The sequence below is a fragment of the Bacillus sp. S71 genome, assembly GCF_016625265.1.
In the GTDB taxonomy this organism is placed as follows: Bacteria; Bacillota; Bacilli; order Bacillales; family Bacillaceae_G; genus Bacillus_A; species Bacillus_A cereus.
Genome location: NZ_JACVUW010000003.1, coordinates 171,073 through 195,053, shown reverse-complemented (window position 1 = coordinate 195,053; position 23,981 = coordinate 171,073). Strand labels below are relative to the sequence as shown.

Genomic DNA, 23,981 nt, shown 5'->3' with positions numbered 1-23,981 from the left:
ATTGAAAAGCACAATTTATAATTCAAGTAATCAAGCATATGTACCCATAATAATTTGAACATTCAGAAATTATAATATTGTCTAAAAACGAGGTGAGATTCATAGAAACAGTACATATTAAGTGGTATGGCATGTATAGTATAAATGACTTTTATAATAGGGAAGAAGCTTCTAAGAAGGGGATATTTGCAATCTCTAGAGTATTTGCTAAGAATGTAACATTGCTCTATATAGGACAAACCAAAAGAAGCTTTATACAAAAGATAAGAGAACTTAATAAAGAGTGGACTTTTGATGAGAGCGAATTAAAGATTACATTAGGAATAATAGAATTTCCTAGTGGTGAAATTTACTCTGAAAAGAAGGTAAAAGAGATAAAATCTCTTTTGATTTTACGACATACCCCATTAGAAAACGAAACATCTTTATTATACTATAGAGGGAAATTTAATTTAAAAATTATAAATAAGGGAAGAAGAGGCTTAATTGTTAAAAAGCTTTCTACAGGAGATCTAATGTGGACGTAATTGGAATCACCTTTGAATAAAATTGAAGGTTCCTTAAGTGCAGAAGCTTATCAATTTTTAATGTATTAAACTATTTTGAATAACATATGTCAGATACTTGAAAAAACACAAATTATATTATGATATGAAATCCTGTATGGAAAGTGTAGTTTATTTCTATTGTTTAATAAAAATATTAAGAATTTTAGGGATAATACATAAAGAGTAGAGGAGAAAGTAAACACGGAGGTTTGAAGAATGGGACAAGTAAGCAGATTTCAAGAAAAACAACAGAATCGTCGTCAAAAGGAAATTTTTAATATTGCATTTACTTTGGTGTTAGTGACAGTTGGTATAGTGACATACCAATTGTTTACCCCTTCTAATACATCAACGAAAGCAATTGCTCAAGAAAAGAAAGTAACAAAGATAGAAGAGAAGAAAACCGAAGATAAAGAAACAGCAAAGATAGAAGAGAAGAAAACTGAAGATAAAGAAACAGCACAGTTAGAAGGGAAACAAAAAGTAGAAAAATCGGTAAAAACGAACGGAAATGAGAATAAAGAGGAAGAAAAAACGGTATCTCAAGAAAAGGACCCTCAAACTAATCCTTCATGGAAGCCAATTGGTACAGAGCAAGGAGCGAAACCTGATATGAAATTTAAAGAAGGAACAGTAGATTGGAGTGAAATGAAAAAAGCAATCTCTTATGCTGTTGATGTTCCAGAGAGCCAATTGATTTTCGATTTTATTGGAAATAATGGTAATAATAAAGCCTACGGTAATGTACGAGATAAACAAAGTAATAAAAAATATAAGGTTAATATTGATTGGGTAGAGAATCAGGGGTGGAAACCAGCATCTGTACAAGTGGTAAAATAAATAGTAGAAATGTAATTATATGTTTAAAAGTTTACTCTTGTAAAACTCATAAAAGAGTTTGTTTCAATCAGGACTCTTTTGCTATGTTGACAGGATTAATTACTCAGGCTCAATTGTGAGATCCTGATGCAGACAAAGTTCGAAGTTTATTAAAATCTATCTAATTTAGTGCTTCGAAAGGTTCAAAATTGCATTTTTAAAGCATTAAATAATTAATGGTACCTTTTGAAATATTTTTGGTCTCATTTTATTAGAAACAATTCCGTCTATATAACTAAAAAATGTATTATGATATCTATTGAACATATGAATAGGATAACAATTACCTGCTGTTAGCAAGTTGCAGTTTATCTAATAAAAAGATCACTTGTTTCTAAGACAAGTGATCTTTTTATATACATTTCCTTTACTATTTTTAAAATTGAATAGATATTTCAATCTGTGTAATTACAATAGACTTGATTAAAATTAAAACTGCAACAAGGATAATACCGTCCATATTTGTAGTAAGAAATATATATATAATATCTTAATGCAAGGTTGGCCTATGTTCTATGAAGATACTAAAGAATTATAGGAAACATTGAGAAACGGGAATTATTTTTATTACAATATTTATGCATCTTTAGGCCTAAATAGCTGGGTATTAGCTAAGAAACTTGAGATATTAGACTCCTATTAAGTTAAAAATGACCTTAAGTGTACTTCCCATAAAGAAAATTGTGTAAATAAGCTGTCCATATGGGCAGCTTATTGTATTTTTTGGCTTAGCTTGTTTTTTTCGAAGTGCTGGCGGTTCCTCTACAAGTATTCTTGCATTTAAATTATTTTTAATATATTATATTTATATGGTTATATAGAAATGGATGTATACAAAAAAGACTCAAATCTATTAATAAGATTTAAGTCCTTTTCAAAGATAAAAAGATTGTACCGAAATGGAATACAACTTATACTTTTCTTTTTAATATGTATCTAGTAAAAAGACATCTTTCATCAATAAAATTGTATTTTCAATATAAATGGAAGTTCATTTATATTCAATGATAGGAAATAGTGGGTCTAGAACATAGAGGAACAAAGAACCATACAGAGAAATTTGAAGAACCTGAAAGCTATTGTATGTAGTTTGTTCATCTCAAGTACAATAAAAGAGTCTTACCTCTGTAGGCAAAACTCCACTAGTATTGTTGTATAATATTTACATATCAACTAAAAAACAAAAACCATATAACACCAAGTAGCAGAATCCTAATATTCCTCCTACAGCTAATACTTGTTTAAACCAACTTTTAAATTTTATATTACTGTAAATACCTTGAACTTTTTCCATATTTCCTCCTATTAAGGAGAACCCTTAAAGACTCTCACTTCGTTATGGTACCATTAAAGAATGACTAATAGAGGTTAAATATTGTCAAAATGTATAAATATGCAATATTGCATACAGAAATGTATTGTTACAAATGTAAGCGTTTACTATAATGAAGGTATAAAGTTTAATCACATCCCAGTACTAACAAAAGAGGAGGAAATAATATGGAAATCGCAATGGCAGTTTTAAAATTTATAGGTGGAGCAATCCCATTAGTTCAAGAGCTTCTAAAAGCATTTATGTAAATTCACTATTTAGCAATTATTTATAAAAATTATCATTCGTATGAGTAAAGCCCCTTTAACAATATTAGGGGGCTTTTTAAATTTCTAAATATTTAAGGTTACGTCACATTAACATCAAGTTAAAAGTAAATTTTAAGAATAAATCTATTGAGGATATTTTATAGTGAATCAAGATCCTTTTACAAAGTTGTAGGCATTAAACTCCTACGGCTTTTATTATACTTTATTGAAGTAAAAAGTCTCTTCAGAAAATCTAAAAGGACCTTTTTAGATTTTTAAATACATGACCTACTGATAACTGGGGAGTGTAGAGAATATATATTTGATTTTTAAACAAATATGACAAATTACATGTGTAAGTTAGGTCGATCTTTATCGTAGATTAAAGGGACTTGAATAAAGTTCTTTTTTATTTGTAATCAAATCCCAGAGTGGCCCCTAAACTAATACCGGGAATCGTCTCCTATCCCCTTATACGCTAAGATATTTCCCAAACTTAGACCCCGAATTTGCTTTAACGTGAGGAGAGTCTAATGTCGACTGTCAGAAACGTGCGACAAAAGTCTTAAAAGAATTATTAAACACCTATCGAGGACAGAAAATAGTATTAGGCACTCATGGAGCTGTAATGACTTTGATGTTGTATGAGCTTAGCTTGATAGCGATGGGGTATCGCCAACAAGACTCGAATTTTGCACGCTAAGCAAAAAAACAATAAGCTGTCCATATGGACAGCTTATTTACATAATTCTTGTTATTGGAAGTCGTTTTGAAATTCTATATGTTTACTTTTTTCTTGTTCTTACGAATAAACCACAACATCACAGTTAAAAATAATAAAAAGCTCAGTAAAAAGAGCGGTATTTTTTGAATAAAGAAAAATCCTTTCCAAAAATCTAACCTAGTACTATCAGGAGAATCTGTTGCCATCCCACCTATAAAAAAAGACAACGGAATAGTAAGTATATTTATCCCTAAACCGATCATTACGAATGATAGATTTTTACTCCAGATTTTTGGTAATGCAGCCATAATAAATAAAACTAATGCAGTACCAATTATAAGAAACAGTACTCCAAAATAAAACGCAAAATATAAAACAATTCCCATAATTCCCCTCCAAGACTTTAATTGTACCATCAATAAGGGCAATTTTGGATGAATATGAAATTCGTATATAGTTAACACAACGCCCCATTATCGGTAGCAAATAATTTCATAGAATCCTTGTATGTACAGGGGTTCTTGTTTTTTGTCTATGTATCTCTTATATAGGATTTTATACATCATTGATATAGCGGGGATATGAGGGATCCTCGCTTTTCTTTTTTTCATAAAATTTTGTATGAAAACAGTTGAGTTATAATGTTTTATGCTGAAAAATAAAAACTTTTCTTTGAATTTGAAAAGAAGGTGTTACCTTGTCAAGTGTTGAAGAAAATGAGATAGCAACTGTTGCTACAGATAGTGTAGCGGATACAGAACACGAACTTCATCACATGAGGGTCATCCGAAATCGGTACTTGAGTTAATCGTCAGCTGAGGTCTTTGGAATTGAATTGACGGGTAACTTTAACAAAATAAGGAGTACAATTAAACAGCCTAAAATATGCAAGTTTTTATGCGGAACTGCTTGCGTATTTTGGCTATTTTTGCATTCGTAAAAGATACTGCTATAAGTAAACAGCATTTTTGAATTGCAAAATACCCCCATGACATCAATAGTATAAGTACCAAAAAACGATAATAAAAACTGTATTCATCAGTTTGTACTCCTTATGTGGATCATAAAGTTATTATCCCGTTTATTGTGGGCTGACTAAAGTTTCACTCTATCTCTCCGTCTCAAAAAACTCAATCCACTCCCCATCAGGACCAGCGAAGAATATGTAACGTGTTCCATCTGGTAATGTTTCGATTTCTTCTCCTAGTAAAAAGGTTACGCCGTGTTTTTGTATTCTTTCAATTTCATCCTCTAATGAATCTACCTTAAAGCAAATGTGATGTACTTTTCCTTCTGCTGGCAAGGAAGAATTGTAGCCTTCAATGAGTTCGAGTATCGTTTCTTTCGATTCTTCCACACCTAAAAAAGCGAGTTTTAAATCTGGATTCGGGTGCCCCATACGTTTAAGGAGCTGTAAGCCGACTACTTCTTCATAAAATGAGATAGATGCTTCTAAGTTTGCAACCATAAGTCCTACGTGTTCAATTCTTCTAACTGGCATGTAGATTCCTTCTTTCTGAAAATTATATACAATATATTATTGAAAATTAAGAAAATAAGCAAGATAAAAACCTTACAAATTTTAGCGTGTTGTATGGTATAGTGAGAAAGTATGTTTGGGGAGAAGGAAGGAGATTATACGATGAATACAACTACTCAAACTCCTTCATTATCAGAAACGATGAAAGAGTGGCATTATGCATTAGCATATGAAATTAAACATTGGAAAACGATAGGTGGTAGTAAAATTTCTATCATGAACGGTCGTTTTTTATATACAGATTATGAGAATACAGTGTATGTATTTCAGCTTATTTCGGAAGTAAGCTTACCTGAAGGTTCACCAATTCGAATTGAGTTCGATGGTGAGGAAGCGACAGGAGAAGTATTATCTGTACATGGATTAGAAATAGAACTGAAATTAAATGATTATATACAAGGTGAAATAAGAGAAGCGGTTTTATACAGTGAACCGTGGCAACTTTTAGAGCAACTGCAAGAGCGATTGAAAGAAGCACGTAAAGATAAGCTGAAACGTAATCGTATAAAGCGTCTTGTTGATGGGACGAGCAGTCCGAAACATATTGAGAAGATGAAAAATCCAAAAAATGAACTGGCATATCGCGCGTTTTACAATCCGACAACGTACGTATGGGGACCGCCGGGAACAGGGAAGTCTTACAATTTATCACGTATTATTTCGGCTCATTATCAAAAAGGAAAATCGGTACTTGTGTTAGCTCATAGTAACGCGGCAGTAGACGTATTAATGAGTGAAGTAACGAAGCAAATTGAAAAGAAAAAGAAATGGACGCCTGGCGAAATTGTTCGTTACGGTTATAGTCAGCATGAACATATACGAAATCATGAAACGTTACTTGCATCTAAGTTAGTTGAAACGACGAACGGATCATGGGGTGAGGAAAGACTCTACTTAGAAGAGACACGCCAAGATCTTCGTGAAAAAATCTTATCGTATAAAGCAACATCTGCTGATAAGAAGCGTATACAAGAGATTGAAAGTGAGCTTCGAAAGCAAAAGGCTAAAATTAAAGAAGTAGAAAAAGAATATATTGAAAATGCGAAAGTAATCGGCGCAACTTTATCGAAATGTGCCATTGATGCGCTAATTTATGAGCGTACATTTGATTTAGTTGTCGTAGATGAGGTGAGTATGGCGTTCGTTCCGCAAATTGCATTAGCTGCTTCACTTGGGAAACGTATCGTCGTTTGCGGTGACTTTTTACAGTTACCTCCAATTGCGATGGCAAACCATGAACTCGTTCGCAAATGGCTTGGGGAAGATATGTTTTACCACGCTGGGATTGTTGATTCTGTAAATAAATCAGAAGCGCATCCGAACCTATTTATGTTGCAGGAACAAAGACGTATGCATGCGGATATATCGAAGTTTACGAATTCATTTATTTATAAAAATAGAGTATACGATCATCCGTCTGTTTCAGAGCGTAAAGAACTTGCGCAATTGCAACCGTTCGCAAATGAAGCGAGTGTTTTATTTGATACGAGCCAAATGGGAGCTTTTTCGTTAAAAGATGCTGCTTCTGGTTCACGTTTTAACATTATGTCTGGTTTAGTAGCGATGCAAATGATGTTAATCGGATTGTTAGACGGTGTTCAGTCTATTGGTGTTGTGACACCTTACAGGGCGCAGTCACGCTTTTTATCGACGTGTATTAGAGAAATGTTGCAGAGAACGAAATATCAAAACATACCAGTTTTAGCGGCGACAGTTCATAAGTTTCAAGGTTCTGAAAGAGATATGATGATCTTTGATACAGTTGACAGTTATCCGCAAGAACGACCTGGCGTGTTATTCTTTGACCATAAAAATCATCGCCTCGTCAATGTAGCAGTGACAAGGGCGAGAGGGAAGTTCATTCAATTATCAGATTGCCATTATATGCGTAAAAATCTTTCTAGAAAACAAGCGTTATCGCAATTAACAGCTCATATAGAACGTCATGGAGATGTGTATGATCGCACGACATCAAGACAATTGTGGGAACGGAAAATTTCGAAACGTTTACGCTGGTTTATGGAAATGAATCTTGAAGAGCCGAAAGGGCTATTAAAAGATATTCTAGCCGCAAAACGAAAAATTATTATTTCACTTCCAAGTACAAAACAAGTGGATAAGCGAGTATGGCAAGCGTTAATGCGTACAAATGCACAGATAACAGTTTATAGTGATGGACCAGTTCCACTGAAAAATGTAAAGTTACAAAGACAAAATAAAGCATTCCCGTTTATCGTAATTGATGATGAAATCTTCTGGGCAGGCGCACCGCTCACATCTCAAATGATATTTGAAGGTAGCACGGAATTTCCGTACGTATGTGCAAGACTGCAAGCACCAGAAACAATTGGTGTATTAAAAGGATTTTTAGATATTCGGTAAATTCGGATAGGAATTCCTTGACTTTTACTTGGAATGAACTTAGAATAAAAAATAATTTAATATAATTTTATGAAAATTCTTATCACGAGAGGTGGAGGGACTGGCCCTATGATACCTCGGCAGCGGATTCGTTATGAATACTGTGCCAATTCCAGCAAGGTAACTTGAAAGATAAGAAAGAAGCTCATTTTGACTGTATATACAGAAGCCTCTTTCTATCTTTTAGAAAGAGGCTTTTTTACGTGAAAATAAAAGGAGGAAGAACAATGGGAGCGACAGGAGTAACGTCACAAAGAAAAACAATTGAAGAGAGTATCGAAAGAAATAAGGAAAAGTACATAGAAACAAGTCATGATATTCATGCGAATCCAGAGATTGGTAACCAAGAGTTTTATGCATCTAGAACGTTAAGTTTATTGCTAGGCAGTGCAGGATTTCAGTTGCAGCACAATATAGCCGGACATGAAACGGGATTTATCGCGCGAAAAAGCTCTGGAAAACAAGGGCCAGCAATCGCATTTTTAGCGGAGTACGACGCTTTACCAGGACTAGGCCATGCGTGTGGTCACAATTTAATCGGCACAATTAGTGTTGCAGCAGCAATTGCATTATCAGAAACGCTTGAAGAAATTGGCGGGGAAGTTGTTGTGTTTGGTACGCCAGCAGAAGAAGGCGGGCCAAATGGTAGCGCGAAATCAAGTTATGTAAAGGCAGGTTTATTTAAAGACATTGATGCGGCGCTTATGATTCATCCGAGCGGAAAAACAGCGACAACGAGTCCTTCACTAGCAGTCGATCCACTTGATTTTCATTTTTACGGAAAAACAGCTCACGCTGCAGCTTCGCCAGAAGAAGGGATTAACGCATTAGATGCGGTTATTCAGCTTTATAACGGTATTAATGCACTTCGCCAACAACTTCCGTCAGACGTGAGAATTCATGGCGTCATTACAGAGGGAGGAAAAGCACCTAATATTATTCCTGACTATGCCGCAGCAAGATTCTTCATCCGCGCAGCAACGCGAAAAAGATGTGCAGAAGTAACAGAAAAAGTAAAAAACATTGCTGAGGGAGCAGCGTTAGCAACAGGTACAAAAGTAAAAATTCATCAATTCCAAAATGAAATCGATGAATTACTCGTAACAAAAACATATAACGATATCGTAGCGGAAGAACTAGAACTATTAGGTGAAGATGTAAATCGTAAAGAAAGAGTAGGGATCGGTTCAACCGACGCAGGAAACGTAAGTCAAGTCGTACCGACAATTCATCCGTACATTAAAATCGGACCAGATGATTTAATTGCACATACGAATGAATTTAGAGAAGCAGCACGTTCAGAACTTGGAGATAAAGCATTAATTACATCGGCAAAAGCATTAGCAAATACGGCGTATCGATTAATTACGGAAGAAGGGTTGTTAAAGAAGGTGAAGGAGGAGTTTAGAGAGGCGCAGAGGAATCAAGGGTAAGGGGATTAAAGTGCTCTTTTCAAAGAGTAATCTACTTAATAAGTAGAGATACAAAAAGAACATTGAAATATCAATGTTCTTTTTTGTTTACTAGTCATTGATTTTGTTGGTTTTTCTCAAGAAAGAGAAACTTTTACTGTTAGTGAGGATAATACGTATCCCTTTATCAAAACGACAATTTCTCCTCAAATTCACTCTTTAATACTATTAAAGGAGATGACAAGCCAAATTGCATTAAGGAGTCTAAAAATGCAGCGAGGGAATCCATCGAATCGCTCATGACCTTCATCATATAATTAAATTCCCCACTAATTCGAAATAAATCTGTTACTTCAGGAGCTGCATTACAATACTGGATAAAATCAGAGCATTGGCTCGTTTTAAACATGATGAATGCTTGAATGTTTTTATTAATTTTTGCAGGCTCAAATTTCGTTCGATAAGCCGCTATAACTCCTTGATCTTCAAGCTTGTTAATACGTTCTTTTACAGCAGGTTGCGTCATGGATATAATTCGTCCTATTTCTGAAACAGAAATTCTCGCATTTTCATACAACAAGTTCATAATTTTATGATCGATTTCATCCAGTTTTACGGCGTTTTGCATTGTGTAGCCTCCTTATTTTTGTTTTCTAAAGTAAATTACGAATTATAACTATAATATCATAAGCGAATGGACTAAATTACCTATAAATCTATATTTAAAATGATTGGTGTTTACATGAAAATATAAGTATAGGTTTTTATCAAACGGAAATTTAGGAAGGATGGAAAAAATGAAGAATCTTGATGGAAAAGTAGCGTTAGTAACAGGAGCGAGTCGCGGAATTGGCCGTGCGATTGCGATGAGATTGGCGAAAGATGGAGCATTAGTTGCGATTCACTACGGCCGAAATAAAACAGCTGCAGATGAAACGATTAGTGAGATTGAATCTAATGGAGGAAAAGCGTTCTTAATTGAAGCTGAACTCAATTCAATTGATGGTGTCAAAAAGCTAGTAAAACAGTTAAAGAATGAATTACAAATAAAAGTTGGTACATCAGAGATTGATATTTTAGTAAACAATGCAGGGATAGGTACACAAGGAACGATTAAAAATACGACAGAAGAAGTTTTTGATGAAATTATGTCTGTGAATATTAAAGCACCATTCTTTTTAATTCAGCAAACATTACCATTAATACGAGCAGAGGGCCGTGTGATTAACATTTCATCAGCTGAAGTACGACTTGGTTTTACAGGCTCAATTGCATACGGTTTAAGTAAAGGTGCATTAAATACGATGACACTGCCTCTAGCTAAACATCTTGGAGAAAGAGGTATAACAGTGAATACAATTATGCCTGGATATACGAAGACAGATATCAATGCAAAATTGCTAGATGATCCGGAAATACGAAATTTTGCTACAAACTCATCTGTGTTCGGACGAATAGGGCAAGTTGAAGATATTGCAGATGCAGTAGCATTCCTTGCTTCTTCTGATAGCCGCTGGGTAACGGGGCAAATTTTAGATGTTTCTGGTGGGTTTTGTTTATAGGGGCACTACTCCATAGCTATCAAGATAATCAAGTAAATTACTAGTTATGAAACGATCCTTGTTTCATAACTAGTAATTTATAGAAAGGTAGGGATGATAAAGAAGTCTATTAAAACGTGATTTTTTCGCTAGGCAATTTGAATAAGGGGGCTATTTTTCATTATTCGTAATCTAAAATAATCAAATTTTATTTTACAGTAACAATAAAACAAAATTATTGACCGCATGGTACAAAAAGGGTATTCTATTCATGTTATCTTTAAAATGAGAGGAGGATACGATTGAATAAACGCGGCAGACCTCGAGAGTTTGATTATTCCTCAATTGTAGATGTTGCAATGAAAACATTTTGGTTAAGAGGATATGAAGGGTGTTCTACACAAGATTTATGCAGTGATACAGGACTTGGAAAAGGAAGTTTATACAATACTTTCGGTAGTAAACATGAACTGTATAAACAAGTATTAGAACGCTACCATGAAATTGGGATTAGGGAACAAAGGAAATTGTTACATACTTCAATTCCAGTTAAAGAACGATTAAGTAATTTTTTTGAATGGGCATTGAAAGAAGACTTTGAGAATATGGATCAAAAAGGATGTTTATTGATTAATGCCAGTATAGAACGTGCTAAAAACGATTTAATGGTACAAGAAATTTTCTCGAAGCATGTTGAACTTCTTAAACAAGCTATTGAAACAGTGATGGAGGAAGGATTGCAAACAGGTGAAATTTCAAAGAAGCAATCAGCTGAGGAATTAGCTAGTCTGCTTTTAAGCAGTTATTACGGATTCCGTGTTCTTAATGTATCGATGCAAAATCGTATGTTGTCTGAACAAGTTATCAAAGGAACAATAGAGTCTATTTGTGGCGCTTAGTGCGCTCTTTTTTCGCACTATTTTTGTACCGATCATTACAATAATGAATAAGGAGTGTTTTTATGCCATCGATTATTTATTTATTAGCTTTAGCAATCTTTTGTATGACTACATCAGAATTTATGGTTGCAGGTATGATGAATGAACTTGCTCTTGCATTCCAGGTTCCTGTATCATCTATTGGGTATTTAATTTCAGCTTATGCAGGAGCAATGGTAATAGGAGGCCCCATTTTAACTGCAATCCTCTTACGAATGCGCAGCAAACAAGCATTATTGTTTTTAATGTTCATATTTTTAATTGGTCAATCGCTCGGAGCTATCGCTTGGAACTATGATATTATGATGATTTCACGTATTATAACTGGTATTGCTTCAGCTTCAGCTTTTGGAGTTGCGATTTCCTTTTCTGCGACATTGGTTCACTCTGATTCAAGGGGAAAAGCTGCATCAATTGTACTTGCAGGTTTAATGTTCGCAACTGTATTAGGTTTACCTATAACGACCGTTATTTCGCAATATTTTGGCTGGCGTATTAGTTTTGGGGCTGTTTCTGTTCTTGTGCTAGTATCAGGGATTATGATTCAACGGTTGTTACCATCCTCTTCAAATAAAGAGCAATTAAATTGGAAAGACGAACTTCTGCGATTTAAGAATATTCATCTTTGGGCAGCGTATATAACAAGTATGTTCATTATTGGTGGTACGTTTGCAGCATTTAGTTATTTCACTCCTATCTTTACAAATGTTACAGGGTTTTCAAGTGCAAGTATTCCATATTTACTTGCTCTCTATGGTAGTGCGACGGTAATTGGGAATATAATAATTGGCAAGTTCGCTGATAAATTTACAATGAAAATACTTACGGGTGGATTAATTATATTAATCATAGCGTTGTCTTTATTTGCTTTAAGTGCAGAGAATAAATACATTGCAGTGATTTCTACGATTTTTATTGGTTTAACTGGTGTAGCATTGAATCCAGCTATGGTTGCGAGGGTGATGAAGACAGCTAGTAATGGCATAATGATAAATACCGTTCATAGTTCTTTTATTACGCTAGGTATTGTTATTGGTTCGTCACTAGGTGGTATTGGGATCAGTAAAGGATATGGTTTTGTATCTCCGCTATGGATTGGAGCTTGTTTAGCTATCCTTGGGGTAATTTCGTTATTCCCATATTTACATAAAGGAAAGGCAGATTAAGATGTTTAAAATTTCTTTATATGAGGTACCGCCACATCGCTATCAAGCTAAGCTTATGCAAAGTCCATTTTAGGCGAAATTGTTTCTTTTTCTAAAGGGCAAGTGTAGGTGATTGAAAGATTTGCATACGAAATAAACCTTAACGGGTTTCACTTTTTTGAATTAAGCGGCTTGATTATCAGACATGGTACAATTGTAAACGACACCTAATATATCAAAGACCGTTTTTTTCTCATATCGATAAGATTTCCGCCCGTTTTGCTGTAGGAGGTTGAACAGGAGAATGAGAATCTTTGATAATTCTTGGGTGTCTTTCTGTATGGCTTGATAAATAAGAAAAAAATAATCTCTAATCATATATATGGCCTTATATTCACTCAGCTCTCGTTTCTTTTTCATAAGAAGTAATTGACGCATTTGAACCATAGTAGAAGAACAGAGGAGAATGGCGATCAGTTGCCCATACAAATGGCATTCTAATCTTTCTCGTTTTATCTTTTTACAATGGTGAATATAAAAGAATGATTTCCATGTTTTAAATAAAATCTCGATTTGCCAACGTAAAGAGTACAAATCATGTACTTGTCCCATCGAGACAATATCTGTAGAGGCGTTTGTCATATATACATTGATACCACTAAGTCGTTTGCTACGAGGAGAATACGTCATTCCTTTCTTTTTTTCTCGTATAGCTTGATCACGTAATCGTTTTTGTTGTTGTTCTTTTGTTAGCCGATGAACAATCACACGAGTTGGGACTTTATCAGTCATTCCTACATAAGCGTCGGATATTTCATATGTTTGTCCTGGTTGAAGAGAGCTCATTAAAACCTCCATATCTATCTGGATATACTCTGTACCTTTCTTGATTCTGCTATCTTGAAAATAATCAGGGTTAGGATTTTTTTGATAAATACGTGTATTCGATTTAATACGTGAGATAGAATAAGCTTTTTTATCTTGTATATGTTAAAGATGTTTCAAATAAAAGAATGGGGCAGTTAATGTAGAAGCATTTGATAAAAAAATCGCATAAATGAATTCAAAAAATAGAAATACATTTAATAAAACATATATGGACTTTTCTTTAATATCATAGCTTCAGTTTAACGATAGATAATTACCATGTAATTAGCCGTGCTAAAAAATACATATGATATTTCTATCTCCAGAGTTATATAATAGTGAGCTGTTGTACGTTAATACCACGAAATTTCTTCAATTTCTTTTTTATACTCTTTTTTATCATCTTTGTTTAACTTTTTATTATTAATGTAAACATAGTGCCATTCATAATTTTGTTTTTCTAAATATACATAGAAAACTATTTGTACATGTTCTTTTTCACTATTATCATAACCTGTAAATTCAACTACATAATGTTTTCCTTCTTTTTTTATATACTTCCATTTCGAGTTAGTGGTAAAGGATTCTAATGTCTCTCCTTCTTCACTCCAACGTACAACATTTTTCACATTTGTTTGGGTTGGTAAATATGCTAATTTTATGTCCATAATGTAAAGAAATGATAATAAAAATAGATTGAGGCATAGCATAATTTCAATGTGAGTGCCACCTTTTGCTCGTAAATACAGGTCTTGTTGAGTTTGAGGTAAACTCTTCACTTTTCCTAGAATTTGTATAGCGTGCTTAAAATACCAACGATTACCGTTCCACCCTACAACAAAACAAAATTCTAAATATAAGACTATGTCTACCCACAATGGGATATCTATTAGATGGAAAATAATAAACCATGGAATTTGTAGTAGTCCTAAGAGAAAGAAAAGTTTATACATTTTTCGATATGCTATCCAAAATAACGTGAAGAAGAAGGCTATCCAATTCCAAGTATTTTCTTTTGCTGGATCTTTAACTTCTCCCCATTTAAAGTCATAATAAGATTTCTTATTTTGAACGATTTTAAGTAGTGCTGGAAATGATGTAGCTTCTCCATCTAAATTAGTTATTTTCATCAAAAATTCCTCTCAGTACTGTTTGCATATAATTAGAAAGTGAAGGTAAATCGACAGTTTCGTTTTTCATACTTCTTCAATATGTTATGTATTTTTATAAATTTAATTTTGGTATTTATCATTTTTCTCTAAAGTGTTTTGATGAAAATAATTCTTCATTCATCAGACCAAAGTTCATTCATCAAATATATGAAATTGCAAATTATGGAGTTATCTCATGAAGTGAGACAACATTTACAGATTATTTCTGAAATGAGTGAAATGATAAATAGGAACATAGATCTCATTTCACTCCAACGTAGACACTACGATATATTAATTGGAAAGAGGAGTGAAATAAGTGTCATAACGCAAAGATTACAAATCGATATTAATGATATGGATGAACATTTTAATTCTTATATAAAAGAGTACAAATGAGTGATTTTCAAATAGTAGGTTCTCCATCTGCCATTTTCTATGATGAAGAGTATATTCCGAACCACAATGATATTGAATTAAGAATTCCAATTATATATGATAACACTGGAAATGTATCGCGGGATTGGGAGATAAAAAGCTAGATCAGCATCAAATTGTTACTACCTTACATCATGGGAGTTATGACGATATAGGTTACGATTATATGGCACTAGAAGAATGGATCAAGAATAATAGATATTCTGATAGTTGCTCCACTATATGAAGTCTATTTAAAGGGTCCCGAATGTGATTGTCCAGTGGAGGATTATGCGACGCAAATTTGATATTCGGTTATTAAAAAATAACAACAATAATGATTTGACCTTGACAATATGTTAACGTTTATTCTATTTTCAAAAGTAATTTATCTTAATAAAATAGGTAGAATCTAATTATTTAGTTCACATTTTAATCCAAGGGGTACAAATTTGATGCGACGTGAAAAGGATTTGTTGAAACAATGGAAGGCGGATTTGCAAGCTATTCAAGAAGAGAAGAGACTGAAGAAGAAGAAGGCTAAGAAAAAGAATAAGAAATATAGCATTCCGGGTAATACAGTTGACTTCATGGATGGCAAGAATACTTATCGTAAAGAGAATGGGGTATGGAAACAAAGGAATAAATAAAGTGAGGATAAATGATTTTGATTAAGTGCATGGAAATTACTGTAGGTGCTGACATAATCTAGATAGCGTCTTATTTGTTGTTAAGGAAAGATACTGAAGCAAAAACAGAGTTTGTTAACAAATACACTAAAATTGCGAAAACTAAATTTGAAAACAAATACTATAGTAAATATGAATGGACCATACAGCGGGATAGTAAATGAAGAGATTCCATTTCATAGTGATGGTACAAAAAGTGAAAATGAAAAAGTTATTTCTTATCTATGGAACTTTGGAGATGATACAACAAGTACAGGAGCAAATCCTACCCATGTATATGGAGAAAAAGGAACATACACTGTGGAATTAACAGTAAAAGATAGTAGGGGAAAAGAAAGCAAAGAACAAACAAAGTTACTGTAAAACAAGATCCGCAAACAGGTGAATCCCATGAAGAGGAGAAGGTACTCCCGTTTAATACGCTTGTAAAAGGAAATCTGATTACTCCTGATCAAACAGATGTTTATACGTTTAATGTTACAGATCCAGAAGAAGTAGATATTTCTGTGGTAAATGAACAAAATATTGGGATGACATGGGTACTTTATCATGAATCAGACATGCAAAATTATGTAGCTTGTGGTGAAAATGAAGGAAATGTTATAAAGGGGAAATTTACAGCGAAACCAGGTAAATATTATTTAAATGTATATAAATTCGATGATAAAAACGGTGAATATTCATTATTAGTAAAATGAATTTATTTCTAACATGTATAGAATGATTGTTTTAAGGAGGAGTCTGTTAGGATAGGCTCCTCCTACTTTTTATTTACATATTAGAACCATTAAGAATAGAAAAAAATCGTGTTTGAAAAAAGTTTAATTATTTCCTATCTGCATTACTATAATATCAGACTCTTTTCTTTAATAAGTCTAAAAGTTAATGTACAAAATTCAAGTGCTTATAAGGAATACTTAGCTAACTGTTCACCCCAAGATGATAATTCAGTTTCAATAAATCCTGCTTTTTTATATACAAATTTAGCTGTAAGGTTTTCAGGAGCATATCCAATCATTATTTTAGAAATGTTTGGGTTATTATTGCTTCTTATCTTATCAATTACCAGAGGTATAGCTTGTTTACCTATACCTTGCCCTTGAAATTTTTTATCAATCATAAGTCTATAAATCCAATAATTATTATCATCAGGATCTATCCCAAACATAGTAAATCCTATCATTTTTTCATCAAGATAAATACCGTTTGTATAGAAATTATCTAGAAATTGAACTTCTGCGATAGAATAAAGGTTGGATGCAATAAATGTTTGTTGTTCTGCTGTAACAGAAAGTGTAATTGCTTCTTCCCAATTACTTTTGTCAATAGCCTTTAAATAAATCTTATTCAATCTGAAACTCTCCTTCCAATATTGAAGAGGAAGCACATAGCTTATGGGCTAGTGATACGTTATCCTCTTGTTTTTTTGCCCAATCAAATAGAAATATTTTCTCATCGACAACGCCTCCTTAAAGTTACAATTCAAAAAACATTATTATAATCAATATCAATATAAATATATTTTATCCACTATAAATTATTTTCCTGTTGAAAAGATTCTATTTTTCTGTCTAATTTATCCAAGGTATATGATACCAAGTATCGGGAGAATCTCTTTGCAAACAATTATATTTCACTTTGAATAAAGAATAATGTTTTTTGTTTTGGAGAAGAATATGATTGTTAACTTGATAGCAGTGTGGCGGTACACTATTGTCATCAACCTATTATTCTATGATTTTTGTTTCTATTTACTTATATTTTCATTGTTACTGAACTCTACTTCATTAAAAGTTTGTTTATACCCCAGATTACCTCGTGTGAAAATAAGAATAAGTAAAGCGACAAATCCCAATCCTATCACTACAAATATATCCGTATTCTTTATAACAGGGTTGGTGGAATGAGTTTGTGCTAAACTAAACGTATTTATACTCGCATGAATTAGTATGACAATAAATAAATTACCGTGATTGCAGTTATAGCTCCAAGTAAGAATGATTGAGATCGGCAAACATAGTAAAATAAAAATTGGCAAATGGATATATAGGAGAGAAAGGTCAGAACCCGGGCCACCCTTTTGTGCAGCCGTTAAGAAATGTGGAAGATGCCAGAAAGTCCACAAAACACTAAGTAGTAAAGTAGCTTTTAACGGTCCAAATTTCGATTGTAATCGAGGCAGAGCGAAACCACGCCATCCGATTTCCTCGGGTAAAGGCCCACCGAGAAAGAAAATTGCTATAAAAGAGAAGAGATAGGTTATAAAAAATTCAAAATTAAGGTCACGGAAAGTAGGTATCTCTCCATTTACTATTACCATACCCAGAAACATTGCAGCGGGGATAACGATGAGGGTAAAAAAGTACCACTTCAAACCGACCTTAGTAGTTAGAATGCTGTTTCTAATTTTTTTCCATGACTCTTTGCCTTCAAGAATTCGGATCATGATACATGCTGCTAGCATAGGACCTACAAATGCATTGGCATAAAAGAACAGATTAAACATTTTTGTTTTCGGGAAAATACCCCATTGTGACAAGATAAATGGAATTAATACAACCCACGAGAAAACATATGCCATAAAAAAAAATGAAGTTAACGGATAGAATTCCAAATACTTTCTCAAACCTGTTGATGAATTTTTTGATTTTGTTAAATAATTCAACACAATCACCTCTTCATTTATATAAACCTGCATCCGTGCTAATTCTACATGTTTTGATAAAGAACCTTTTTGATGTAATAATGTTCACTAAAATTTATTTGGTTTGCCGGCTCCAAATAAGAGAAAAAAACTTGCAGAATCTTTCTGTAAGGTTTTTTCTTTAAAAGTATGAGCTATCAGTACTAAAAACCTACAGTACCATATCTAATCTTGTTTCATTAGTTAATTCAATAGTATTAGTAACATCAGTTGGAGAGTTATTTTTAGTTTAGTTTGATTCCTTCTCCTTATCAGCACGGAACTTGTTTAGCATCTCCATAATAATCCATAAGGGGACACCTTTATCTCTTAATATTTTCCATAAATCCATTTCAGTAAATTTGACACTAGATTGTTTTTCTTCTTTTTCTGATGACCGAATATCAAATTTGATAGCTAAATCATTAGTAGCTTCTTTTCCCTGAGTAGAAGGGAAGCCTTGAGTATTTTTTTCTGTACCCACAGTTGAATATATTGTAGATTGATTTACATTATGTGCATGTAACCCAAATTCCATTTCTTGCATATATTTTATATTAATTTAATATATAAATGTAATTGTTTTAAATGTGCTTTGTAAAAATAGCAAATACTAATTAAGTGTGAAGTTAAAATTCAATTCTATATAAATAGGGGTATCACCCATCGCTATCAAGCTAAGAAAGGTAAATGCCCCCAGAACGAGATTTTGTGCTAACTTGTAGCAAAATAGCTCATTTTTTCGTTTTGGGGGCATTTCTTTTTCTTAAGTTAATGGACATGTATGGTGACCTCTATTAGTCGATAGTGAATTAACAATTTCGGGGTTCAGTTCAACTTTATTCAAAATAAGATTTTTTTTGCAGTAAAATCAATGTTAGTGGAACTTTTTTAATCAAACTTTTTTTAAAATTAACATAAATACTTGCAATATTCAAATTAGTACTATATAGTTCTAGTTATGACAAAGATAAAATTAATGAATCAAAAACGTGTGATTGAAGTAGCTGCAACATTATTTTTAGAAAAAGGGTTTGCTTATACAAGTATGGATGAATTAGTACGTGTAAGCAAAGTTTCAAAGTCTAATGTGTATTATCACTTTTCTAATAAGGAAGTATTATTAGAAGGGGTCGTTGATTATTGGATTGAAATGTATCAATCTGCAATTGATGACGTACTTTCTCAGAACCAATTTTTAGTTGAAGATCGTATCCAACTGTTTTTAAAGCAATTATCACAAGGAGTTCAGTCGAGAGAGTATAAGGGGAGCTGTCCATTTATTACTCTTTATATTCAAAGTCCTACACAGGCCACGCAAATAAAAGAAAAAATAGGTCTTTTTTTTACAGGATTACAAAAGAAAGTTTCTCTATTACTTAAACAAGGGGTAGAGAATGGAGAATTTAGAAATACGATTAATATTGATGAGGTTGCATCACTTTTTATTACAAATCTTGAAGGAGCGTTATTTATTTCAGAAACATTGAAGGATGCAACTGTAATCACGAAAACAGCAGATCATTTTTTAAAATTGCTTCGATAAAAGAAGCATTTTTTTTACATCAAATTAGTACTAAATAGTACTAAAAGGGGGATTTTATATGAGAACAGTATTTTTAACTGGTGGAACAGGCTTTATTGGAAAGCAATTAGTAAAAGAATTAGCCAAAGAGGATGTTAAAATTCTTCTTTTAGTGAGGTCGAAAAATAAAGCAACACGCCTTTTTCAAGAAAGAGGCATCTTAAAAAAGGAAGTTATGCACTTTATTGAAGGTGATTTGACGAAAATAGATTTAGGTCTAAGTGCTGAAGATAAGGAGAGGGTATTGAAAACGGATGTGATTATTCACGCAGGAGGCCCCATGGATATTCAAGCGACAAGTAAAGAGGCAGCTTCCGTATTTTTAAATGGCGCCAAACATATTAGTGAATTAGCTAAAAGTATTCATCAATTGAAGGGTTTGCAACAATTTATTCATGTTGTAGGTTATATGAGTCCTTTTGATGATAAAAATAGCAAGATTGCAATTGATGTGTTTAAAGAAGGAAACAATTATTTGAAAATAAAAAATCCATATGAGAGAACAAAATTTTTAGCAGATCTTTATATCCGTCAGCAGGCATCAGCAGTAGGTTATCCGCTTTCTGTAATTAATCCGCCAACTGTAGTCGGTAGTAGTAAAACAGGGAGTACAGAGCAGATAGCAGGATTAGGTTTGCTTGTGATGAGTATGCGAAGAGGGCTCATGCCAGTGATTCCTGGAGGTAAGGGATATAGGTTACCACTTATTTCAAACGATGAGCTTGCGAAGTTTATTGTGCAGGTTTTCAGATTGGAGCAACCGACTATTCAAACATATACACTTGTTGAAGACAAACAGCACGATCAAAACATTGCTGAATTATTAAGTATTATGTCGGAAAGTATGAATATGAGGGCACCAAAAATCTCTGTTCCAATGCCATTTATGAAAGCAATTATGAATAGTGGAGGAAGTAAAATAACAAAAATTCCTTCTGATGGACTGAATTTTATTACAAAACAAAAATTTTTAAATGTTTCAGCGAAAAAAATTATGGGAGGAGATTGGTTTAAGAAGACGAGTGTAATGAAATTTTTCCCTGCCGTAGTAGCTGATCTGGATTATCGAATAATGTATCAAAATGGCCGGCATAATCATTTATTTAAACGAACATTATGCGATAACACTACCCTTTACCAATTACAAGGAGAGGGTAAACCGTTTATATTATTACATGGTTTATTGAGTGATGGAGAGGACTTATTTCCTTTAGCACAAGAGCTTCATGAAAAAACTGGTCAACCTGTATGGATCCTGGATCTTCCAGGTTTGGGACGGTCTCCTTTTAAACTAGAGAAAAACCTTCTAGATATCTATTTGAATGTAGTGAAAAAGTTATTGGAGAAAGCTACGAATGGTGCACATCTAATTGGCCATTCATTCGGTGCGTTTATTCTTCTGGAAGCGTTGGTACAAGAGTACATAGATAAGAAGTATTCAATCACTTTACTTCAGCCACCTGTTGCTAAAAAAAATGCTAAATCGCTAAATGTTCCTCAATTTATGAACAAATGGACATTAAAATTGGCAACTACTAATTTGATAGGGCGATATTTATTAAGTAATGGTTTGTTTGAAAGTATGGAGAGCATCCCTGAATATTATATTGAAAAAATAAGAAAAAGTTTTACTTCTCCTAGAATTTTAAATACTACGGTTCAGCTTAACAGTTTACTACTAAAAAATGATCAAGGTGATTTCAATGAAGTAACAAAGTATAATCTTCACATTATTTGGGGGGATTATGACAGAGCCTATTCTGCTCCATCGCATCTTGGTAAGGTTGATTTTGTTCCATATGGCCATCATTTTCCTCTTAGCCACCCGAGTGAAACGGCAACATTAGTAATAAAAAATAGTAATATTAGCAGATGAGAGTGTGGCGACCGACTAAATAGTTGCTTATCCTCAATTATTAGAAGGGAAGTTCTATCATTTCGCGAATTTGTTAGACATAGACGAGCGCTATAATTTTCTATATCTACATAAAGAGGTGACTACGCATGAATCAAAGACCGTCAGAAGAAGAATACGCCGGGAGCTCCGGCGAATATATCCGTTTGGTGCCGGACGGTAACATCATCGACATTCTGCTCGCCCAGGAAAAGCAAATGACAGAGCTCCTGGCATCGTTGACCGAAAGCCAGGCCACATATCGGTATGCGGAAGGAAAATGGACGCTGAAAGAAGTCGTGGGCCACATTACAGACGCGGAACGAGTCATGACCTACCGCCTGCTCCGGTTCGCAAGAGGGGACCAGACGCCTCTGACCGGTTTCGATCAGGAATTGTTCCTGCCTCCTTTCGGAAGCTGGACAACGGCGCAATTGGCCGAAGACTACCGGGCCGTACGGCAATCAACGATCACATTGCTGCGCGGGCTACCGGCGGAGGCGTGGATCCGCAAGGGGACAGCCAACAACCTAAGCATTACGGCGCGCGCCCTCGCATACGGCATCGCGGGACACGAACTTCATCACATGGGGGTCATCCGAAACCGGTACTTGAGTTAATCGTTGGCTGAGGCCTTTGGAATGGAACAAACACCGCTCATACAACCTTAGATACCGTTCTTATTGGGGTCCCGCCCCACAACCATCAACTTAAGGATTTAGACTATTTTTGAAATTAAAAGCACGTTACTATTCTCTTATGTTAATGAGAAAGGATGACGTGCTTTTTATGAATATGCACCAAAAACAAGAGTTATCTTTATTTGCCGAAGAGTTATATCGATTTTTCTCATTTTGGGGTATTTGTTTTTCTTAGATTGAGGGTGATGGGGCACTACTCTATAATGATCAAATTAAAATTTAAAACAGTTATAGAGACTCCATTCCTCAGAAATATTGTAACTATTAAGTTGTAAAAAGAACCATAGTTTTTCATTTTTGAAAAGGTTATGGTCTTTTTTAATTGTAACAAAGATATGATGCGAGGAAGTTTTTTAGATAAATCAAAAAAATTTGATTAATAAGTTGCATATAGAACTCATCTACGTATATACTATAAACATCAAAAAAAGTTGATGAAGGGAAGCGAACTACAGTGGCACAAAATTTTCAGCTCTATGAGAAAAAGTTTAAAGCGTTGGCGGATCAGAAACGCTTAGAAATCATGTATGAACTTTGCCAGCGAGGTCAGACGTGTGTATGTGATTTAACAGAAGTTTTTGAAATGACGCAATCTAAGTTGTCATATCATTTAAAGATTTTATTAGATGCAGGTTTAATTGTAAAAGAAACAAAAGGTACGTGGAGTTATTATGATTTAAATGATGCGGAAGTGAATAATTTATTATCAGAAGAATTGTGCTGTATCTTTAGAAAAACAGGAAAAGGTAGCTGCTGTTAAAATTTTAATTTATTAATCAAAAAAACTTGATTAATGATATATTAAGAGGAGGAATAAGGTATGAGATATGTTCACGCCGGTATAAACGTTACGAATTTAGAGAAGTCTATTGAATTTTATGAAAAGGTATTTGGTGTTTCACCAGTTAAAGTGAAAACGGATTATGCAAAATTTTTATTAGAGACGCCAGGACTTAATTTTACGCTGAACGTACGAGATGAGGTGAATGGAAATCAAGTAAATCATTTCGGTTTCCAAGTGGATACAGCTGAAGAAATTACATTACATAAAGAACGATTAGAAAAAAAAGGTTTCTTTGCGCGTGATGAGATGGATACGACTTGTTGCTATGCGGTGCAAGATAAGTTTTGGGTAACGGATCCTGATGGTAATGAGTGGGAGTTCTTTTATACAAAAGCACATAGTGATGTTCATAAAATTGATGATCCATCTTGTTGCACGACTTCAAATGAGATAGTTAAAAATTCTTGCTGTTAATAGGAGA

At 33.8% G+C, this 23,981-nt stretch carries 20 protein-coding genes, 6 pseudogenes and 1 riboswitch; of the genes and pseudogenes, 17 read left to right on the top strand and 9 right to left on the bottom strand.

Translation table 11 applies throughout. The features are described from left to right. Positions 1-92 precede the first annotated feature (92 nt). On the top strand, positions 93-527 hold the full coding sequence (locus tag IBT51_RS07960) for a hypothetical protein (RefSeq protein ID WP_015055158.1): 435 nt from the start codon (positions 93-95) through the stop codon (positions 525-527). Positions 528-764: 237 nt separating this feature from the next. After that, the gene (locus tag IBT51_RS07955; protein WP_200483276.1) at positions 765-1,388 is read left to right on the top strand and encodes a YrrS family protein; all 624 of its coding nucleotides are present in this window, start codon (positions 765-767) and stop codon (positions 1,386-1,388) included. A 1,201-nt stretch (positions 1,389-2,589) separates the two neighbouring features. On the opposite strand, the gene IBT51_RS27210 is transcribed toward IBT51_RS07955, so the two are convergent. Next, positions 2,590-2,721 (bottom strand): hypothetical protein, encoded by a 132-nt coding sequence (locus IBT51_RS27210; protein WP_000416933.1) that lies wholly within the window; start codon positions 2,719-2,721, stop codon positions 2,590-2,592. 99 nt (positions 2,722-2,820) lie between these two features. On the opposite strand from IBT51_RS27210, the pseudogene IBT51_RS27300 reads away from it, so the two are divergent. Together IBT51_RS27300 and IBT51_RS07950 are read left to right on the top strand one after the other, a co-directional pair. Further along, positions 2,821-3,008, top strand: a pseudogene (locus IBT51_RS27300) (hypothetical protein). A 496-nt stretch (positions 3,009-3,504) separates the two neighbouring features. After that, positions 3,505-3,651 (top strand): annotated as a pseudogene (locus IBT51_RS07950) (histidine phosphatase family protein); the annotation flags it as partial. Positions 3,652-3,785: 134 nt separating this feature from the next. Here IBT51_RS07950 and IBT51_RS07945 read toward each other — a convergent pair. Then, on the bottom strand, positions 3,786-4,118 hold the full coding sequence (locus tag IBT51_RS07945) for a hypothetical protein (protein ID WP_200458174.1): 333 nt from the start codon (positions 4,116-4,118) through the stop codon (positions 3,786-3,788). A gap of 722 nt (positions 4,119-4,840) precedes the next feature. Beyond that, the gene (locus IBT51_RS07940; protein WP_001145268.1) at positions 4,841-5,233 is read right to left on the bottom strand and encodes a VOC family protein; all 393 of its coding nucleotides are present in this window, start codon (positions 5,231-5,233) and stop codon (positions 4,841-4,843) included. 111 nt (positions 5,234-5,344) lie between these two features. On the opposite strand from IBT51_RS07940, the gene IBT51_RS07935 reads away from it, so the two are divergent. Both IBT51_RS07935 and IBT51_RS07930 read left to right on the top strand, forming a co-directional pair. Further along, positions 5,345-7,654: an AAA domain-containing protein gene (locus tag IBT51_RS07935; protein ID WP_200458175.1), complete on the top strand. Its 2,310-nt coding sequence runs from the start codon at positions 5,345-5,347 to the stop codon at positions 7,652-7,654. Positions 7,655-7,730: 76 nt separating this feature from the next. Further along, positions 7,731-7,832: riboswitch (SAM riboswitch) on the top strand. A gap of 88 nt (positions 7,833-7,920) precedes the next feature. Further along, complete coding sequence (locus tag IBT51_RS07930) at positions 7,921-9,126, top strand: M20 family metallopeptidase (protein WP_095690583.1); 1,206 nt, start codon at positions 7,921-7,923, stop codon at positions 9,124-9,126. Positions 9,127-9,292: 166 nt separating this feature from the next. Here the strand turns inward: IBT51_RS07930 and IBT51_RS07925 are convergent, their stop codons facing one another. Beyond that, complete coding sequence (locus IBT51_RS07925; protein WP_001178563.1) at positions 9,293-9,733, bottom strand: Lrp/AsnC family transcriptional regulator; 441 nt, start codon at positions 9,731-9,733, stop codon at positions 9,293-9,295. Between the two features lie 169 nt (positions 9,734-9,902). Between IBT51_RS07925 and IBT51_RS07920 the strand changes: the two genes are divergently transcribed. The 3 genes from IBT51_RS07920 to IBT51_RS07910 all read left to right on the top strand — a co-directional run bounded on the left by IBT51_RS07920 (position 9,903) and on the right by IBT51_RS07910 (position 12,750). Further along, positions 9,903-10,667 (top strand): SDR family oxidoreductase, encoded by a 765-nt coding sequence (locus IBT51_RS07920; protein WP_200458176.1) that lies wholly within the window; start codon positions 9,903-9,905, stop codon positions 10,665-10,667. 281 nt (positions 10,668-10,948) lie between these two features. After that, positions 10,949-11,545, top strand: a complete 597-nt coding sequence (locus tag IBT51_RS07915; RefSeq protein ID WP_001042196.1) for a TetR/AcrR family transcriptional regulator — start codon at positions 10,949-10,951, stop codon at positions 11,543-11,545. 62 nt (positions 11,546-11,607) lie between these two features. Continuing rightward, positions 11,608-12,750, top strand: a complete 1,143-nt coding sequence (locus tag IBT51_RS07910) for an MFS transporter (protein ID WP_001139228.1) — start codon at positions 11,608-11,610, stop codon at positions 12,748-12,750. Positions 12,751-12,912: 162 nt separating this feature from the next. Here the strand turns inward: IBT51_RS07910 and IBT51_RS07905 are convergent. Both IBT51_RS07905 and IBT51_RS07900 read right to left on the bottom strand, forming a co-directional pair. After that, positions 12,913-13,719: pseudogene (locus IBT51_RS07905) on the bottom strand (IS4 family transposase); the annotation flags it as partial. Positions 13,720-13,949: 230 nt separating this feature from the next. After that, the gene (locus tag IBT51_RS07900; RefSeq protein WP_200458177.1) at positions 13,950-14,726 is read right to left on the bottom strand and encodes a DUF2628 domain-containing protein; all 777 of its coding nucleotides are present in this window, start codon (positions 14,724-14,726) and stop codon (positions 13,950-13,952) included. A gap of 141 nt (positions 14,727-14,867) precedes the next feature. On the opposite strand from IBT51_RS07900, the pseudogene IBT51_RS07895 reads away from it, so the two are divergent. From IBT51_RS07895 to IBT51_RS07885, 3 genes and pseudogenes are all read left to right on the top strand, one after another. Beyond that, positions 14,868-15,472: pseudogene (locus IBT51_RS07895) on the top strand (GyrI-like domain-containing protein); the annotation flags it as partial. A gap of 147 nt (positions 15,473-15,619) precedes the next feature. Continuing rightward, the gene (locus IBT51_RS07890) at positions 15,620-15,814 is read left to right on the top strand and encodes a hypothetical protein (protein ID WP_023522421.1); all 195 of its coding nucleotides are present in this window, start codon (positions 15,620-15,622) and stop codon (positions 15,812-15,814) included. A 150-nt stretch (positions 15,815-15,964) separates the two neighbouring features. Continuing rightward, positions 15,965-16,551: pseudogene (locus tag IBT51_RS07885) on the top strand (PKD domain-containing protein); the annotation flags it as partial. Between the two features lie 206 nt (positions 16,552-16,757). Here the strand turns inward: IBT51_RS07885 and IBT51_RS07880 are convergent. The 3 genes and pseudogenes from IBT51_RS07880 to IBT51_RS07870 all read right to left on the bottom strand — a co-directional run bounded on the left by IBT51_RS07880 (position 16,758) and on the right by IBT51_RS07870 (position 19,074). Continuing rightward, complete coding sequence (locus IBT51_RS07880) at positions 16,758-17,204, bottom strand: GNAT family N-acetyltransferase (RefSeq protein WP_200458178.1); 447 nt, start codon at positions 17,202-17,204, stop codon at positions 16,758-16,760. A 396-nt stretch (positions 17,205-17,600) separates the two neighbouring features. Beyond that, positions 17,601-18,551 carry a CPBP family intramembrane glutamic endopeptidase gene (locus IBT51_RS07875; RefSeq protein ID WP_200458179.1) on the bottom strand — a complete coding sequence of 317 codons (951 nt, stop codon included), beginning with the start codon at positions 18,549-18,551 and terminating at the stop codon, positions 17,601-17,603. A 157-nt stretch (positions 18,552-18,708) separates the two neighbouring features. Beyond that, positions 18,709-19,074 (bottom strand): annotated as a pseudogene (locus tag IBT51_RS07870) (DUF3914 domain-containing protein). 441 nt (positions 19,075-19,515) lie between these two features. On the opposite strand from IBT51_RS07870, the gene IBT51_RS07865 reads away from it, so the two are divergent. The 5 genes from IBT51_RS07865 to IBT51_RS07845 all read left to right on the top strand — a co-directional run bounded on the left by IBT51_RS07865 (position 19,516) and on the right by IBT51_RS07845 (position 23,974). Continuing rightward, complete coding sequence (locus IBT51_RS07865; protein ID WP_001072324.1) at positions 19,516-20,082, top strand: TetR/AcrR family transcriptional regulator; 567 nt, start codon at positions 19,516-19,518, stop codon at positions 20,080-20,082. 58 nt (positions 20,083-20,140) lie between these two features. Next, on the top strand, positions 20,141-21,997 hold the full coding sequence (locus tag IBT51_RS07860) for an alpha/beta fold hydrolase (RefSeq protein ID WP_200458180.1): 1,857 nt from the start codon (positions 20,141-20,143) through the stop codon (positions 21,995-21,997). Between the two features lie 128 nt (positions 21,998-22,125). Beyond that, entirely contained in the window at positions 22,126-22,635 is a 510-nt protein-coding gene (locus IBT51_RS07855; RefSeq protein ID WP_200458181.1) for a DinB family protein, read from the top strand. Between the two features lie 535 nt (positions 22,636-23,170). Continuing rightward, a complete protein-coding gene (arsR, locus tag IBT51_RS07850) occupies positions 23,171-23,476 on the top strand; it encodes an arsenical resistance operon transcriptional regulator ArsR (protein WP_002026021.1) in 306 nt (101 codons plus the stop codon). A 60-nt stretch (positions 23,477-23,536) separates the two neighbouring features. Further along, complete coding sequence (locus IBT51_RS07845; protein WP_200458182.1) at positions 23,537-23,974, top strand: ArsI/CadI family heavy metal resistance metalloenzyme; 438 nt, start codon at positions 23,537-23,539, stop codon at positions 23,972-23,974. Positions 23,975-23,981: the final 7 nt, after the last annotated feature.

Excerpts from the sequence above, each read along its gene's own strand:
- IBT51_RS07940 (WP_001145268.1), bottom strand. The coding sequence starts at position 5,233 with ATGCCAGTTAGAAGAATTGAACACGTAGGACTTATGGTTGCAAACTTA.
- IBT51_RS07910 (WP_001139228.1), top strand. The coding sequence starts at position 11,608 with ATGCCATCGATTATTTATTTATTAGCTTTAGCAATCTTTTGTATGACT.
- IBT51_RS07865 (WP_001072324.1), top strand. The coding sequence starts at position 19,516 with ATGAATCAAAAACGTGTGATTGAAGTAGCTGCAACATTATTTTTAGAA.
- IBT51_RS07925 (WP_001178563.1), bottom strand. The coding sequence starts at position 9,733 with ATGCAAAACGCCGTAAAACTGGATGAAATCGATCATAAAATTATGAAC.
- IBT51_RS07920 (WP_200458176.1), top strand. The coding sequence starts at position 9,903 with ATGAAGAATCTTGATGGAAAAGTAGCGTTAGTAACAGGAGCGAGTCGC.
- IBT51_RS27210 (WP_000416933.1), bottom strand. The coding sequence starts at position 2,721 with ATGGAAAAAGTTCAAGGTATTTACAGTAATATAAAATTTAAAAGTTGG.
- IBT51_RS07935 (WP_200458175.1), top strand. The coding sequence starts at position 5,345 with ATGTTTGGGGAGAAGGAAGGAGATTATACGATGAATACAACTACTCAA.
- IBT51_RS07955 (WP_200483276.1), top strand. The coding sequence starts at position 765 with ATGGGACAAGTAAGCAGATTTCAAGAAAAACAACAGAATCGTCGTCAA.
- IBT51_RS07855 (WP_200458181.1), top strand. The coding sequence starts at position 22,126 with ATGAATCAAAGACCGTCAGAAGAAGAATACGCCGGGAGCTCCGGCGAA.
- IBT51_RS07845 (WP_200458182.1), top strand. The coding sequence starts at position 23,537 with ATGAGATATGTTCACGCCGGTATAAACGTTACGAATTTAGAGAAGTCT.
- IBT51_RS07900 (WP_200458177.1), bottom strand. The coding sequence starts at position 14,726 with ATGAAAATAACTAATTTAGATGGAGAAGCTACATCATTTCCAGCACTA.
- IBT51_RS07890 (WP_023522421.1), top strand. The coding sequence starts at position 15,620 with ATGCGACGTGAAAAGGATTTGTTGAAACAATGGAAGGCGGATTTGCAA.
- IBT51_RS07875 (WP_200458179.1), bottom strand. The coding sequence starts at position 18,551 with ATGCAGGTTTATATAAATGAAGAGGTGATTGTGTTGAATTATTTAACA.
- IBT51_RS07860 (WP_200458180.1), top strand. The coding sequence starts at position 20,141 with ATGAGAACAGTATTTTTAACTGGTGGAACAGGCTTTATTGGAAAGCAA.
- IBT51_RS07930 (WP_095690583.1), top strand. The coding sequence starts at position 7,921 with ATGGGAGCGACAGGAGTAACGTCACAAAGAAAAACAATTGAAGAGAGT.
- IBT51_RS07945 (WP_200458174.1), bottom strand. The coding sequence starts at position 4,118 with ATGGGAATTGTTTTATATTTTGCGTTTTATTTTGGAGTACTGTTTCTT.